This is a genomic window from Yoonia sp. 208BN28-4 (genome assembly GCF_037543925.1).
GTDB lineage: Bacteria > Pseudomonadota > Alphaproteobacteria > Rhodobacterales > Rhodobacteraceae > Yoonia.
Genome location: NZ_JBBIFY010000003.1, coordinates 591,137 through 606,408 on the forward strand (window position 1 = coordinate 591,137; position 15,272 = coordinate 606,408).

General features: G+C 58.8%; 15 protein-coding genes. 12 read left to right on the top strand and 3 right to left on the bottom strand.

Annotated features, from left to right (window positions below; all coding sequences use genetic code 11):
* Window positions 1-28: 28 nt before the first annotated feature.
* On the bottom strand, window positions 29-769 hold the full coding sequence (locus V8J84_RS13020) for a FadR/GntR family transcriptional regulator (protein WP_339931808.1): 741 nt from the start codon (window positions 767-769) through the stop codon (window positions 29-31).
* Window positions 770-881: 112 nt separating this feature from the next.
* Here V8J84_RS13020 and V8J84_RS13025 point away from each other — a divergent pair, with 112 nt between their 5' ends.
* Genes V8J84_RS13025 through V8J84_RS13035 form a run of 3 tightly spaced genes read left to right on the top strand, consistent with a single transcriptional unit; the run spans window position 882 to window position 2,839 of the window.
* Window positions 882-1,613 (top strand): DUF2182 domain-containing protein, encoded by a 732-nt coding sequence (locus V8J84_RS13025; RefSeq protein ID WP_339932066.1) that lies wholly within the window; start codon window positions 882-884, stop codon window positions 1,611-1,613.
* A gap of 15 nt (window positions 1,614-1,628) precedes the next feature.
* Complete coding sequence (locus V8J84_RS13030; protein ID WP_339931810.1) at window positions 1,629-2,339, top strand: DUF1326 domain-containing protein; 711 nt, start codon at window positions 1,629-1,631, stop codon at window positions 2,337-2,339.
* Between the two features lie 23 nt (window positions 2,340-2,362).
* Complete coding sequence (locus tag V8J84_RS13035) at window positions 2,363-2,839, top strand: DinB family protein (protein WP_339931812.1); 477 nt, start codon at window positions 2,363-2,365, stop codon at window positions 2,837-2,839.
* A 17-nt stretch (window positions 2,840-2,856) separates the two neighbouring features.
* On the opposite strand, the gene V8J84_RS13040 is transcribed toward V8J84_RS13035, so the two are convergent.
* Window positions 2,857-3,366: a hypothetical protein gene (locus tag V8J84_RS13040; protein ID WP_339931815.1), complete on the bottom strand. Its 510-nt coding sequence runs from the start codon at window positions 3,364-3,366 to the stop codon at window positions 2,857-2,859.
* A gap of 98 nt (window positions 3,367-3,464) precedes the next feature.
* Between V8J84_RS13040 and V8J84_RS13045 the strand changes: the two genes are divergently transcribed.
* The 5 genes from V8J84_RS13045 to V8J84_RS13065 all read left to right on the top strand — a co-directional run bounded on the left by V8J84_RS13045 (window position 3,465) and on the right by V8J84_RS13065 (window position 10,308).
* Complete coding sequence (locus tag V8J84_RS13045; RefSeq protein WP_339931817.1) at window positions 3,465-4,565, top strand: dimethylsulfoniopropionate demethylase; 1,101 nt, start codon at window positions 3,465-3,467, stop codon at window positions 4,563-4,565.
* A gap of 67 nt (window positions 4,566-4,632) precedes the next feature.
* Window positions 4,633-5,616 carry an acryloyl-CoA reductase gene (gene acuI, locus V8J84_RS13050; RefSeq protein ID WP_339931819.1) on the top strand — a complete coding sequence of 328 codons (984 nt, stop codon included), beginning with the start codon at window positions 4,633-4,635 and terminating at the stop codon, window positions 5,614-5,616.
* 191 nt (window positions 5,617-5,807) lie between these two features.
* On the top strand, window positions 5,808-7,490 hold the full coding sequence (locus tag V8J84_RS13055) for a BCCT family transporter (protein WP_339931821.1): 1,683 nt from the start codon (window positions 5,808-5,810) through the stop codon (window positions 7,488-7,490).
* Between the two features lie 69 nt (window positions 7,491-7,559).
* Window positions 7,560-8,777: an aminotransferase class V-fold PLP-dependent enzyme gene (locus V8J84_RS13060; RefSeq protein WP_339931823.1), complete on the top strand. Its 1,218-nt coding sequence runs from the start codon at window positions 7,560-7,562 to the stop codon at window positions 8,775-8,777.
* 109 nt (window positions 8,778-8,886) lie between these two features.
* Window positions 8,887-10,308 carry a cryptochrome/photolyase family protein gene (locus V8J84_RS13065; RefSeq protein ID WP_339931825.1) on the top strand — a complete coding sequence of 474 codons (1,422 nt, stop codon included), beginning with the start codon at window positions 8,887-8,889 and terminating at the stop codon, window positions 10,306-10,308.
* Here the strand turns inward: V8J84_RS13065 and V8J84_RS13070 are convergent.
* Window positions 10,279-11,241, bottom strand: a complete 963-nt coding sequence (locus V8J84_RS13070; protein WP_339931827.1) for a glutathione S-transferase family protein — start codon at window positions 11,239-11,241, stop codon at window positions 10,279-10,281. The genes V8J84_RS13065 and V8J84_RS13070 overlap by 30 nt on opposite strands.
* 114 nt (window positions 11,242-11,355) lie before the next feature.
* Between V8J84_RS13070 and V8J84_RS13075 the strand changes: the two genes are divergently transcribed.
* From V8J84_RS13075 to V8J84_RS13090, 4 genes are read left to right on the top strand one after another with little or no spacing between them, the layout of a single operon-like run.
* The gene (locus tag V8J84_RS13075) at window positions 11,356-12,567 is read left to right on the top strand and encodes a cyclopropane-fatty-acyl-phospholipid synthase family protein (RefSeq protein WP_339931829.1); all 1,212 of its coding nucleotides are present in this window, start codon (window positions 11,356-11,358) and stop codon (window positions 12,565-12,567) included.
* Window positions 12,568-12,618: 51 nt separating this feature from the next.
* A complete protein-coding gene (locus V8J84_RS13080; protein WP_339931831.1) occupies window positions 12,619-13,059 on the top strand; it encodes a TrgA family protein in 441 nt (146 codons plus the stop codon).
* Complete coding sequence (locus V8J84_RS13085) at window positions 13,060-14,175, top strand: NUDIX domain-containing protein (protein WP_339931833.1); 1,116 nt, start codon at window positions 13,060-13,062, stop codon at window positions 14,173-14,175.
* A 54-nt stretch (window positions 14,176-14,229) separates the two neighbouring features.
* Entirely contained in the window at window positions 14,230-15,267 is a 1,038-nt protein-coding gene (locus tag V8J84_RS13090) for a cysteine synthase A (protein ID WP_339931835.1), read from the top strand.
* Window positions 15,268-15,272 lie beyond the last annotated feature (5 nt).

The following is a 15,272-nucleotide window of genomic DNA, read 5'->3' on the forward strand; positions in this document are numbered from 1 at the left end:
TTATCACCGCCAATGGCACCTGCAAGCATCATTGTTTGGGTTGCTTGGCAAGACGAGCGGCGAAAACGCTTTTGGCAAGGTCTTCGGTATAGGTCGCAAGGTCAGACAGCAGGGTGTCGGCATCTTGCGCGTTGCCGGCCTCAACAGCATCAGCGATGCGGGTGTGCAGATCGACAATGGTTTCGCGCGAACGGGCAGAGAATGTGATCATGTTCATCAACGGTTGCATCGCCTCTACCGCGCCAGCCAGTTGATACGACAGCACCGGATTGCCAGCCGCATCGACAAGCGCACGGTGAAAGGCCACATCGGAGGCGCAAAAGGCCTCGTCCGTCAGACCGGGTTGCGCCTGACGGTGTGCCTCGGCCCGCATGGTGGCCAGATGATCGGCGGTGCGGCGTTGCACAGATAGCGGAGCGCAGGCGCGTTCGAGGGCATAACGCGCCTCGCAGGCGGTTTGAAAGCTGACGGCGTTCATCGACAACAGTAGGGTGGATGTGGTTATCTGCTGGCCGTATGCATCCTCAAACCGGAGCCGGTTGACGAATGCGCCACCTGTGGCCCCGCGCTGCGTGCGGATCAGCGATTGTGCCGCCAGCCGCTTCAATGCCTCTCGCACGGTGGAGCGGGATACTGCAAATTGCTCGGCCAGTTCGGATTCCGATGGAAGGCGTTCATCAACCGGCATCGCACCAGACACAATCGCCTCGCGGATTGCGGTTGCGATCTGGGCAGAGAGGTCGGTTGAACTGTCGGGGTCGATTTTCACGGCGCATGCCTGTTTTTAATTGTCAGACAATTAAACGTCTGACATATGATTTAGCAAGACCTGAGTCGTAGGGAGGCGATCTAGCGTGACAACTTCACCCGCACCATACGTTATGCGCACGGCGCTTTGGATTGCGTTTTTCGCAAGTATTCTCGCGGCTTGGGCGGTGATGTTCATGATGGCGCGGATGTCGGGCGTTGATGTGATTGGCCGTCCTGTGGGCATGAACATGATGCCGATGCTGTCGTTCGGGGCGCTGTTCCCGATGTGGGCGATCATGATGGCTGCGATGATGTTGCCGACGATGATCCCAACTTTGCGCAACTACGAAGCCTTGATGGTAAGCGCTGACGGCACGCGCGCGGGCTGGTTGGGTGTGCTGCTTGGCTACTTTATCACGTGGATCGGCTTTGCCGCCCTGATTTCGGCCGTGCAGGTTGCTTTGATTGCTGGCAACGTCGTGGACGGGCTGGGGATCGCAACGAACGGCTATTTCGCGGCGGCGCTGCTGATCGTGGTGGGGGCATTCCAATTCACCCGTGCCAAAGAGATTTGCCACGGCGTCTGCCATTCCCCGATGACATATTTTCTGGGCCACTGGCGCACCGGATTTTCAGGCGGGTTGCGCATGGGGCTGGGCCTTGGCGCGTTCTGCGTGGGTTGCTGCTGGGGCTTTATGGCGCTGGGTTTCGTCGGCGGCGTGATGAGCCTGCTTTGGATGGGGCTGGCGACACTGTTCATGATTTTTGAAAAACTGCCCCAGATCGGGCATCGTCTGACAAAGCCTGCGGGTTTCGTGCTGATTGCAGCAGGGATCGCATTGGCTGTTTGGACCACCTTGTAAGGAAAGGGCGACACTATGGCTGACAAACAAAGGGCACCCGCCGACAGGCTGCCGATCTCGCAGCGCATTGACCAGCGGATGGAAAACAACCCGCTGCGCCGTAAGAAAAACCCGACCGACTGGGCGATCAAGGGCGAGCTGTTCCTGAACTGCTCATGCACGGTGTTCTGCCCATGTGTGGTTTCATTGGGCGCGCACCCTCCAACCGAAGGGCACTGCCACGCATGGATGGCGATCGCGATTGATGAGGGCCATTTCGAGGGCGAGGACCTGTCGGGTCTGAATGTCGGACTGCTCGTGGATATTCCGGGTCGCATGGCTGAGGGCAACTGGCGCGTTGCGGCCTATGTGGACGAACGGTCAACGCAGAAAGCCTATAACGGCATCCTCAAAATCTTTAGCGGGGCCGCTGGCGGCACAACGGGCCTGTTCACCATGCTGGTGTCCGAGATCATCGGGGCAGAGCGCGAGAAGGTCGAGATCGTGCGCGATGGCACCAAGCGCGGCATCTACATCGGGCGCAAAATTCAGGGCGAGATCGAGATGATGACCGGCAAGGACAAGGATCATCCGGTCATGGTCAGCAATTCGCAGTACTGGATGGGCCCCGATATCATTGCCGCCCAAGGCACGAAGTCCAAGGTGCGCGATTATGGGCGCGTTTGGGACTTTGGCGGCAAGTCAGCCGAGATTTGTCCGATTGACTGGAAAGGCCCCAAGCCGTGATCACGCCGGCGTATTGTCAAATGATGTCGCGCTACAATGCGTGGCAAAACAAGGGCTTGCGCAAGATTGTTGAGGCGATGGACGATGATGCGTTACGTGAAGACCGCGGCGCGTTTTTCGGCAGTATCTTTGCGACGCTCAATCATCTGCTTTGGGGTGACCAGCTTTGGATGAGCCGCTTTGATGGTGGCGATGCGCCAACCGTAGGCATCCCCGAAAGCACCGCCTACAAGGCCAATGCCGTTGATTGGGCGCTGGCGCGGTTTCAGACCGACGCGCGGATCACGACGTGGGCCGATGGGTTGCACAGCGTCGATCTGGTCGGTGATCTGTCATGGTATTCGGGCGCGATGCAGCGCGATATGGTGAAGTCAAAGCAGGAATGCATCGTGCATTTCTTCAATCACCAGACGCACCATCGCGGTCAGGTTCATGCCATGTTGACCGCCGCCGGGCAAAAGCCCACCGACACCGACATTCCGTTCATGCCTGACACCTGATGGCGCGTCTGGGGGGATCAGTTGAAGGCGGGGTCGGCGTCGTAGGCGCTCAGATCGCGCCCGTTGATATCCTCAAACCCCCATGTGGTGTCCGTTTCGCTATCGCGGGTCAGGACGATCACCAGATACCGGCAAGGGGCCGCACATTCCGTTTGCGACAACGGCTGGCCCACGTCGTTGGAGCTGAGCGCAAACGGTACGGTCAGGGTCATCGGATCATCGCCGCGCTGTTTGGCAGGCAGGATCGTACCGTCCCACACGTCCAGTCCCTGCTGGCGCCAGCTGGAAAACAGATCATCCCATTCGGGATCATCGGCGGGCATATCGGCGACCATCGTGGCAAAGCGGGCGTTCACCTCGTTCACCAAGGGACCGAAGGCAGGGCCATCCTTGGCGCGAAACGCCTCGATCACGGCGACGGCGGTGGCATTGGGATCGGTCAGGTCGATGTGTCCGTCGGCCGTGGCGCTTTGGCCCAACAGACAGGCACACAGAAGGCTGGCACAGGCGGTCAGTTTGGTTTGCATAAATTTTGCTCCGTTCAAAAGAAATTTGGGTTCAATACCCTGAAATTGGGTCTGTTTAGCCTAAAGGCGCGGCCCGTTGCTGGCAAGGAGGCCGCGATATGGCACTGATTTCACCCTCGCGGCGGTTGCGCCGCACGCCGTTTTCCGAAGGTGTCGAACGCGCTGGCGTGTCGGCCTACACGATCTACAACCACATGTTGCTGCCCACAGTGTTTGAGAGCGTAGAAGCCGATTATCGTCATTTAAAAGACCACGTGCAGGTCTGGGATGTCGCGGTGGAGCGTCAGGTTGAATTGCGTGGCCCCGATGCGGCGCGCCTGATGCAGATGCTGACACCCCGCGATCTGCGGGGCATGTTGCCGGGGCAGTGTTACTACGTGCCGATTGTCGATGAAACAGGGGGCATGCTGAACGATCCTGTGGCGCTGAAGCTGACCGAAGACCACTGGTGGATTTCCATTGCTGACAGCGATCTGCTCTTTTGGGTGAAGGGGCTTGCCTACGGCTATCGGCTTGATGTGATGGTGGATGAACCTGATGTATCGCCGCTGGCCGTGCAGGGGCCGAAGGCGGATCAGCTGATGGCGCGGGTGTTTGGCGAAGATGTCACCAAGCTGCGGTTCTTCCGCTACGGCTGGTTTGATTTCGAAGGCCACAGCATGATCGTCGCGCGCTCGGGCTATTCCAAACAGGGCGGCTTTGAAATCTACATGAACGATTGGGACACCGGCATGCCGCTTTGGGATGCGCTGTTCAAAGCGGGCGAGGATTTGAATGTCCGTGCAGGCTGTCCCAACGGGATTGAGCGGGTCGAAGGCGGGTTGCTGTCCTACGGCAACGACATGAACCGCGATAACACGCCGCACGAATGCGGGCTGGGGCGGTTCTGTTCGACCCAAACGGCGATCGGCTGCGTCGGACGCGATGCGCTTTTGCGTGTGGCCAAGGAAGGCCCTGCAAAACAAGTGCGTCCGATTGCCATTGAGGGCGAGATTGGCCGCTGTGACCGTGCCTGGCCGATCTATGCAGGCGGAAAGCTGCGCGGGCATGTGACGTCTGCTGCCTATTCGCCTGATTTCGAAACAAACGTGGCGATTGGGATGGTGCGGATGACGCATTGGGATGCGGGGACCGTACTGGAAGTCGAAACACCGGACGGGATGCGCAAGGCCACCGTACAAGACGAATTCTGGATTTAGCGCCAGTGGCTGCCGTCGGAGCCTCCGGCGGGAGTATTTTTGGCAAAATGATGCAAGGAGAAAGACGATGTTCAACGCTTTGATGGTCACCAAGAACGACGAGGGCAAGACAGCCGCAGAGGTCAAGCAGATCGGGCTGGATGATCTGCCTCAGGCCGAGGTGACGGTTGCTGTCGAATATTCCACTGTGAACTACAAAGACGGTCTGTGCATCGGGCCGGGCGGGGGCCTTGTGCGGAATTATCCGCATATCCCGGGCATCGATTTTGCAGGCACTGTCGAGGCGTCGGACGACGATCGCTACAAGGCGGGCGATAAGGTTGTGCTGACAGGCTGGCGCGTGGGCGAGGCGCATTGGGGTGGGTATTCGCAAAAGGCGCGGGTGAAGGCCGATTGGCTGGTGCCGCTGCCGGATGGACTGGACACACGTCAGGCGATGGCCGTTGGCACCGCAGGCTTTACCGCGATGCTGGCTGTCATGGCGTTGGAGGATCACGGGATCAAGGACGGGCCGGTTCTGGTCACCGGTGCCGCCGGCGGTGTCGGATCGGTTGCGACAGCGATCCTTGCCAAGCTTGGGCACGAGGTGGCTGCAGTCACAGGACGACCGGAAACGTCTGATTACCTCAAGGATCTGGGCGCCACGCAGATCGTGGCACGCGAAGAGATCAACGAGACCACCAAACGCCCGCTTGAGGCGGAGACATGGGCAGGTTGCGTGGATGCCGTGGGCGGTGACATGCTGGCGCGGGTGCTGGGGCAGATGAAATACGGCGCATCTGTCAGTGCCGTGGGTCTGGCAGGTGGCGCAGGTCTGCCTGCGACCGTGATCCCGTTTTTGTTGCGCGGTGTGAACCTGCTGGGCATCGACAGCGTCATGCAGCCCTACGACAACCGCGTGCGCGCGTGGCAGCGGATCGCGCAGGATTTGCCGATGGATAAGCTGGAGGCTATGGTGCAACTGGCCACGCTGTCCGACTTGCCACAGCTGGGGCGCGACATTCTCAAAGGTCAGGTGAAAGGCCGCGTGGTCGTTGACGTAAACGCCTGACCGGCAACGGCGGGAATCGCTCAAAATCAACGGGCGTCGTGGTCACAAGCCGCGGTGCCCGCGTTGTTTCAAATGTCCCAAATCGTCACGTCATGGGCCGTTTGCGAAGGCGATTGCGCATAATAGTGGGTTATCATGCCGCGGTTTGCCCTTATAGTTGCGCAATAATAAACAAACAGGGGACAAACAACATGGCAATCAAACCACCTTTATCGGATCTTCCGATCAAGACGGCTGATTCCGGCTTTTACAGCGGTTTCAGTGTCAACGTCGCGGTGATCAGTAAAATCATCATCAGCGTGCTCGCTGTTTGGTGTATCATTTGGCCGATCAAAGCGGGTGCGGTTCTGGGTGACTGGAATGCCGTCATCCTTGATGTTTTCGCGTCATGGTACATCTGGGTCGTGGCCGCTTTCGTCATCACCTGTCTGATCCTTGCCCTTTGGCCTGCCGCTGGCCGTATGAAGCTGGGCGCGGATCACGAAGTGCCCGAGTTTACAAACTTCTCGTGGTTTTCGATGATGTTCGGCGCGGGTATCGGTGTTGGCATGCTGACATGGGCCGTAGCCGAGCCTGTCGCGCATTTTCAGAACAACCCGCAGGTCATTCAGGGCGCAGCCACCGGTGGTGCTGAGGATAATATCCTGAACGCATACCAGTGGTCCTATCTGCACTGGGGATTCAGTGCGTGGTCGACCTATGCGATTGCCGGTCTGGCATTGGCCTTCTTCAGCTATCGTCGTGGTCTGCCGCTGACGATCCGTTCTTCGCTGACACCGCTGTTCGGTAAGGCGCTGTCGGGTCCTTTGGGGAACCTGATCGACATCGTGGCTGTGGTTGCGACGATCCTTGGTGTGGCGCAAACGCTTGGCTTTGGTGTGGAACAATTCGTGGCTGGTCTGAACCGGATCGGCATCAGCGGTTTGGTCATGGAAGACGGGTCGGCCACAACGGTTGGTATCGTCGTGGCGCTGCTGTTCATCATGGGTGCATCGACACTGTCGGCGCTGTCAGGTGTGGGCAAGGGCATCAAGTGGCTTTCGAACATCAACATGGTGTTGTCGATTGTCCTGCTGTCGTTCTTCATCATCTTCGGTGCGACATGGTTCGGCGTAAACGCGTTCTTCGTGGGCATTTGGGAATACCTCAAGGCGCTGCCGTGGATGAGCTTTAATGTCTTTGTCTCTGACGGCACCGAGGGATCGGAATCCTTCTTGCTGGCACAGTGGCAGGGCTGGTGGCCGGTGTTCTACTGGGCCTGGTGGATCGCGTTCGCACCGTTTGTGGGTCTGTTCCTTGCACGCATCTCGCGTGGTCGGACAATCCGCGAATTTGTGCTGGGTGCGATGATCGTGCCTGCGCTGATGTGCTTTGTCTGGTTCGCTTGGGCCGGTGGCACAGCGATTGATCTGGAGCTTAACGGTGGCGCAGATGGCGTGATCTTTGGAGCGGCCAACGGTGACAAGATCTTTGCGATGACCGAGTTCATGTTGTCGCCCATCGCCGAGGCATTGGCGTGGGGCATGGCGGTTCTGATCGTTGTCCTGCTGATGACGTTCCTTGTGACATCGGCTGACTCCGCTGTGCTGATCGTGAACACGATCAATGCGGCAGGCGACGAAGGTCCAAAGGCACGTCCACACATCCTGTTCTGGGGTGCTGCTTTGGCGCTTGTGGTTGGCGGACTCCTGATCTCGGGCGGCACGGGCGCGATCCAGACAGCGATGGTGATCGGCGCGCTGCCGTTCTCGATCGTGATGGCGTTGATGTGTATCTCGTTACTGAAAGCCGTGTTCAACGACACGCGTCGCGACGCGGCTGGCGTCACTGCGGTGACCGTCGATACGCCGATCGGGACTGCACCTGCCGAATAATCGGTTGGACCAGAAAATTGAAAGGCCCCGATGCTTGCGCGTCGGGGCCTTTTTCGTTTGGGTGGCCCCATGACATTGGACATTGCATGGGTGCGGGCCCAGTTTCCCGCTTTCGACGCAGCGCCGCTGCAAGGGCAGGCGTTTTTTGAGAATGCGGGCGGGTCGTACACTTGCCGGCAGGTCGTGGACCGGCTGACGCGTTTTTACACTGAACGCAAAGTGCAGCCTTATGCCGACTATGATGCCTCGCGCCTTGGCGGTGAGGAGATGGACGAGGCGCGGGTGCGGCTGGCGCAGATGCTGGGGGTCGCCACGCATGAAGTGTCGTTTGGACCGTCCACAACGCAAAACACATACGTGCTGGCACAAGCCGTACGCAAATGGCTGAAACCCGGTGAGGCGATTATCGTCACCAATCAGGACCACGAGGCAAACTCCGGCCCGTGGCGGCGTTTGGCCGAGGATGGCGTAGAGGTGCGCGAATGGCAGATCGATCCCGAAACGGGGCATCTGGACCCTGATGGGCTGGACCGGTTGCTGGATGGCAAGGCGTGTCTGGTGGTTTTCCCACATTGCTCGAATGTCGTGGGTGAGATCAATGACGTGGCCGAAATCACCAAGCGCGCGCATGCAGGCGGGGCGCGTGTCGTGGTCGACGGCGTGTCCTACGCGCCGCACGGGTTTCCCGATGTGGGTGCGCTGGGGTGCGATGTGTATCTCTTCAGCGCTTACAAAACCTATGGACCCCATCAGGGGATCATGGCGATCCGCGAGGATTTCGGGATGGACCTGCCCAATCAGGGGCACCATTTTAACGGCGACAGCCTTTACAAGCGGTTCACGCCTGCAGGACCGGACCACGCGCAGGTTGCAGCCTCGGCGGGTATGGCCGATTACATGGATGCGTTGAGTGTGCATCATGGCGGCGGCACGGGGGCTGGGGCAGCGCGGCATGCCCACGATCTGATGCGCGGGGCCGAAGTGGCCTTGCTACAGCCGCTGCTGGATCATGTGAGCGCGAAAAACTCCGTGCGCTTGATCGGTCCCGCCACGGCGGACCGCCGCGCGCCCACGGTGGCACTGGCCACGCAAGGCAGCGCTGAGGCACTGGCGGCTAAACTGGCCCCGCTAGGTGTCATGGCGGGTGGCGGCGATTTTTATGCACAGCGTCCACTGAAGGCGATGGGAATTGATCCAGAGGTCGGCGTGTTAAGGCTGTCGTTCACCCATTACACGACCAAGGCCGAGGTTGATCATCTGATGGATGCGCTTGATCAGGTGGTTTGAGCCGCTTGCGCGGCTTAGTTTGAGTATTTTTGGCAAAATGATGCAAAGGCGCGGTTTGTCGTTGCCTGCGCCGCACTAGGTTGTGGCCGGTGAAACGAAAGGTGCGCCGATGTCAGATAAATCCCCGATCATTATGTGGTTTCGCCGCGACCTGCGGTTGGGTGACCATCCCGCGCTGACAAAGGCCTGCGAAAGCGGGCGGCCTGTTGTGCCGCTTTTCATCCACGATGAGGTAGTGGACGGGCAGGGTGCTGCCGCGCGCATGCGGCTGGGTCTGTCGGTGGGATCACTGGCCAAATCGCTGGAAGAGGCTGGCAGCAAGCTGATCCTGCGCAAAGGACAGGCGCTGGATGTTTTGCGGGATGTGATCGAGGAAACAGGCGCTGGGGCCGTTTATTGGTCGCGGCTTTATGACGGGGCGTCGAAAGAGCGGGACACCGCGGTGAAAGCTGCGTTGAAGGATGACGAGGTGGAGGCGGAAAGCTTTGCCGGACACCTGTTGTTTGAACCGTGGACGGTCGAGACAAAAACCGGTGGGTTTTACAAGGTTTACACGCCCATGTGGAAAGCTGTGCGGGACCGCGAGCTGGCGGAGAGCCTGTCCAGCCCGAGTAAGATTCCCGCGCCTGACAGTTGGCCTGACAGTGACAATCTGGATGACTGGCAGATGGGGGCGGACATGAAGCGCGGCCATGATGTGGTGCTGCCGCATTGCACCGTGGGCGAGACGGCTGCGAGCCACCGGCTGGGCGCGTTCATCGCGCACCGCGTGGCGGATTACAAAACCAAACGCGATATTCCCGGCGTGGACGGCACATCGGGCCTGTCCGAGAACCTGACCTACGGGGAGATCAGCCCGTTGAAATGCTGGCATGCGGGTTGGCGGGCGCTGCACGATGGCAAACAGGACGCGGAGGTGTTCCTCAAAGAGCTGGTCTGGCGCGAGTTTGCCTATCACCTGATTCACCACACGCCGCGCATTGAAACGGATAATTGGAAAGAAGATTGGGATGCCTTTCCGTGGCAGGACGACGAGCGCGCTGCCGAGATCAAGGCGTGGAAGCAGGGACGCACGGGCCTGCCGTTTGTCGATGCGGCCATGCGCGAGATGTATGTGACAGGAACCATGCACAATCGCGGGCGGATGATCGTGGCGTCCTACCTGACCAAGCACCTGATGACCCACTGGAAGGTTGGCATGACGTGGTTCGAGGATTGCCTGATCGACTGGGATCCGGCCAGCAACGCGATGGGCTGGCAGTGGTCGGCGGGATCGGGGCCGGATGCGACGCCGTTCTTCCGGGTGTTCAACCCTGAAACGCAGGTCGAAAAATTTGACCGTGACGGCACCTATCGCCGGATGTGGATTGCTGAAGAATACAGCAATCCTTCAAAGACCGCTCTGTCCTATTTCGACGCCATTCCGCAAAGCTGGCACATGGAGCCCAATGACGACTATCCCGATCCGATCGTGAGCCCGTCTGACGGGCGCGAGCGGGCGCTAGCGGCCTACAAAGACAGGGACTTCTGACCAATCAACAGTGGGACCGATAGGAATGATGCCAAGCGGATTGCGCTTTTCCGACGGGCTGAAGTAGCCACGTTTGTAGATGTCGAAATTGACAGTCTCGGCCCAGCCGTCGCGTTGATACAAGGCACGCGCATAGGGCCAAAGATTGGCGTAGTCGCTGATTTTACGCAGGTTGCATTTGAAGGCGTAGTGATAGGCCACATCAAACCGCGCAAGGGTCGGGAATAGCCTGACATCGGCCTCGGTCATTGTGTCACCGCACAGGTAGCGGTGGGTGGCCAGATGGGCGTCAATCTTGTCCAGCGTTTCGAACAGGGTGGTCGCGGCGTCTGCGTAAGCCTCTTGCGTTGAGGCAAAGCCCGCGCGGTAGACGCCGTTGTTGACGGTCCGGTAGATCAGGTCGTTCCATGTCTTTATGTCGTCCGCCAGATGCGCCGGATAAAGGTCATCCGCGTCACTATCGAAGGCACCCAGCATGGGCAAGATATCCGCACTTTCGTTGCTGACGATGCGGCCCTTTTGTTTGTCCCACAGGACAGGCACGGTCAGGCGTCCGGTGTATTTCGAAGGGTCGGCGCTATAGACCTCGTGCACGGCACGCACGCCGCGCAGGGGATCGCTGAAGGGGCCATCGGCGTCATAGACCCATCCTTGATCGGTCCGGTTCGGGCGGGCATAAGACACGCCGATGGTATCGGTCAGCCCATAATGCACGCGCCCCAGCAGCGCGCGATGCGCCCAAGGACAGTTCCACGCCACGTAAAGGTGATAGCGGTCGTGATCGGGGGTAAAACCTGCATCTCCTGTCGGACCTGCCGCGCCGTCAGGGGTGATCCAGTGCCGCATCGTGCTTTTCGCGCGCTCGAATGTACCGCCCTGATCAGAGGACGGCGGGTCACCCAGATGATAAATTCCGCCTGTCATGTAGCCCATTTCGCCGCTCCTGAAACTATTTGGGCCAGTCTGCGTGACTTCCCTGATCGAAAGATTAATATCTTGTGCAACAGTCGGTTCTGAACCGGCCATGAAAAAAATACAGGGCGACCCATGATCTTGACCACGACCGAGGGGCAAAAAAACCTGCCTCGCTATTTTGCTGCCATTTTTGATGTGATCAAGACAATGAACCGTGGCCGCGTGGATATTGTGCTGCCTGACGGGCGGCATTTCCGCGCCGAGGGTGACCAATCGGGGCATGTAGCGGAAATTCATATCCATAACGACGATCTTTTTGCGCGCACGATCCGTGACGGCGACATGGGATTTTGCGAAGGATATCTTGATGGGTGGTGGAGCACGCCGGACCTTATGGCCTTCATGGATATGATCCACGACGATAGTGCTGAAGGCATTTATGACGGATTTCCCGGCCAGTTCTTTGTCCGCGCTTATGAAAGAATGCGGTTCTGGATGCAGTCCAATTCCAAAAAGCAGGCCCGCAAGAACATCAGCTATCATTATGATCTGGGCAATGAATTTTACGGTCTGTGGCTTGATGATACGATGACCTATTCATCGGCCAAGTTCGACGCCGGACAAGAGAGCCTTGAGGCCGCACAGCGCCTGAAATACAAATCCATGGTTGATGAAATGGGCGCACAGCCCGGCGATCACGTGCTGGAGATCGGCTGTGGCTGGGGCGGTTTTGCTGAATATGCCGCAGCAGAGCGCGGGTTAAAGGTGACGGGTCTGACCATCAGTGAAGAGCAGTATAACTACGCTGTAGAACGCATTGAAAAGGCTGGCCTTTCCGACAAGGTGACATTTAAGCTGCAAGACTACCGTGATGAGACAGGCAGCTATGACGGCATCGCTAGCATCGAGATGTTCGAAGCTGTGGGCGAGCAATATTGGCCGATCTATTTCGAAACCGTGCGCAACCGGCTCAAGCCGGGCAAGAACGCGACTTTGCAGATCATTACCGTGGCTGACCGCCGTTGGGATGTGTACAAGCGCGGGCCTGATTTCATCCAGAAATACATCTTTCCCGGCGGCATGCTGCCCAGCCCGAAAATTCTGCGTCAGGTAGCCGAAAAGGGCGGGTTGACCGTCGCAAAGTCCATCGAGTTTGGCGAAGGGTATTCGATCACGCTCCGGCGCTGGCACGAGACCTTCAACGACAAATGGGATCAGGTTGCGGCACTTGGCTTTGACGAGCGGTTCAAGCGGATGTGGAACTTTTATCTCACCTCTTGCGCGGCCACGTTTCATAGCGGAAACTGTGACGTAACGCAGATCACCCTGACCAAGGGGCACTAACGCCTCTTTGCGACAAGCACGGCAGGGGATGCATCAAGAGGGAGCAGACCCATGCCAACCGCCGGACGCCTTGCAGGGGCCGTCGCATTCGCCGTTTTCGGATGGTATATCGCGACATACGCCGCACAGTTTTTCGAAGAAGGCCGCACGCCGGGATATTGGGTGCCGCTAGGTGTTGTGGCGGGCATATTCACGGGCTGGGTTGTGGTTGGCAAACGCACAGGCGACGGATACGCCTCGGGCCTGAGCAACGGGATCACCGGCACGGTGACCATCCTGTTCTGGATGCTGTTCCTTTTGTCATTTGGCGACATGATTGGAAAATCCATGCGCCGTCGCTACGACGGACCGGTCGAGGCTGTCGTGGATGTGTTTGCTTTGATGGGCGAATACGCTTTGCGGTTTGCGCAACCTGATCTGGGCACGATCATCGTGGTCGGGGGCATTGCTGCGGGCCTCTTTGCTGAGTTTTTCGGAAAGCGCTTTTCCTAGATGCAGACGGTCTTTTTGTACGGGACCTTGCGCGACACGGTGCTGCGGCAGCGGATCGTCGGTGGCGATCTGCCCGTTCAAGAGGCGACATTGCAAGACCACCGCGTGGTGCGGCAGGTCGAGGCCAATCTGCCGTTTCTGGCCAAGGCAGAAGGTTTCGCGTGTGCGGGGCTGTTGCTGACAGACGTGACAGACCAGCACATGATCCGGCTTGACCGATACGAGGCGCCGTTTGGATATCGCGCCCGGATAGTCACGGTGAACACGCAAACGGGCGATGTTGCAGCGCTTGCCTATTATCCTGATCCTGCCATTGCCGCCACCGATGACGACTGGTCGCTGCAATCATGGGCCGACACGCTTGCGCCTGTGTCCCGCGAGGCGGCTGTCGAAATCGGGCGCTACGATCCGCCCCTGTCGGAAGAGGCGCTGCGCCAGCAATGGGGGATGATCGAGACCCGCGCCGCGGCCCGTGTGCGCGCCGCTGAAAGCGATATTCCGGCGACCGTCCGCCATGATGGTGGCACCTTTGAAGTCACGGAAAGCGGACCGCTTTGGGGTGCGTTCTTCAAGGCAGGCCAGATCAAGCTGCGCCATAGCGTTTTTGGCGGTGGCATGTCGCCGGAACTGACCCGTGAGTGTTTTTACGGCACCGATGCTGCGATTGTTTTGCCATACGACCCTGAAACCGATCTTGTCTTGCTGATTGAACAGATCCGGATGGGGCCGCTGGCACGGGGTGATCGCAATCCGTGGTCTCTTGAGGCAGTGGCGGGCATGGTGGACGGTCGTGAAACGCCAGAGGATGCGGCAAGGCGCGAAACCCTTGAAGAAGCCGGTCTGGACGACACGACGCTGGAAAAGATGTTTTCGTTTTATGCCTCACCTGGCAATACGACTGACTATTTCAACTGCTACCTTGCGCTGGCGTCCTTGCCGGAGCCAAATACATATACCGGCGGGCTTGAGACAGAGCATGAAGACCTGCGCATTCACATCATCCCGTTCAAGCAGGCGTTTGACCTGATCGCCAGCGGAGAGGCGAATGTCGGGCCGACCGTGGCCATGCTTTTGTGGCTGGATCGAAACAGGCAGCGCTTGCGTGCCACCGCTTGAGTTCGGCCTGCTTGGGTCCTACACACGAACAAGACCAATGAAAGGCCAGACCCCATGCAGATGAACCCCGATCTTGCTGCCAGCATCGGCAACACACCTTTGATCAAGCTGCGCGGCGCGTCGGACGCCACGGGATGTACCATTCTGGGCAAGGCGGAGTTTATGAACCCCGGCCAGTCGGTAAAGGACCGTGCCGCGCTTTTCATCATCAAAGATGCGATTGCCCGCGGGGAGTTGAAACCCGGTGGCACAATCGTTGAAGGCACGGCTGGCAACACGGGCATCGGGCTCGCACTTGTTGGTGCGTCGATGGGGTTCAAAACGGTCATCGTGATCCCCGAGACGCAATCGGAAGAAAAGAAGGACATGCTGCGGCTGGCGGGCGCGGAACTGGTGCAGGTGCCTGCGGCCCCTTATCGCAACCCCAACAATTTCGTGCGTTATTCGGAGCGTCTGGCCAAAGAGCTGGCACGCAGTACCAACGAAGGCGTCATCTGGGCCAACCAGTTTGACAACGTGGCAAACCGTCAGGCGCATATCGAGACGACAGGCCCAGAGATTTGGGCGCAGACAGACGGTAAGGTTGACGGATTTATCTGTGCTGTCGGCTCTGGCGGGACACTTGCCGGTGTGGCCGAGGCGTTGCAGCCCAAGGGCGTGAAGATCGGTCTGGCAGACCCCGATGGTGCCGCGCTTTATAACTATTACGCACATGGCGAGTTGAAGATGACCGAAGGGTCGTCAATCAACGAAGGTATTGGTCAGGTGCGCATTACCAAGAACCTTGAAGGGCTGACGCCTGACTTCAATTACAACATCTCTGATGCCGAGGCGCTGCCGATTGTCTTTGACGTGCTTGAGAACGAAGGGCTGTGTCTTGGCGGATCATCTGGCGTGAACATCGCCGGTGCGATGCGGATGGCAAAAGACCTTGGGCCGGGGCATACGATTGTGACGATCCTGTGCGATTACGGCACGCGTTATCAGTCAAAACTGTATAACCCCGAATTCTTGCGCGAAAAAGGATTGCCGGTGCCGTCATGGCTGGCGCGTGAACCGGCCAACCTGCCCACGGTTTTCGAAGACAGCTGATGCGG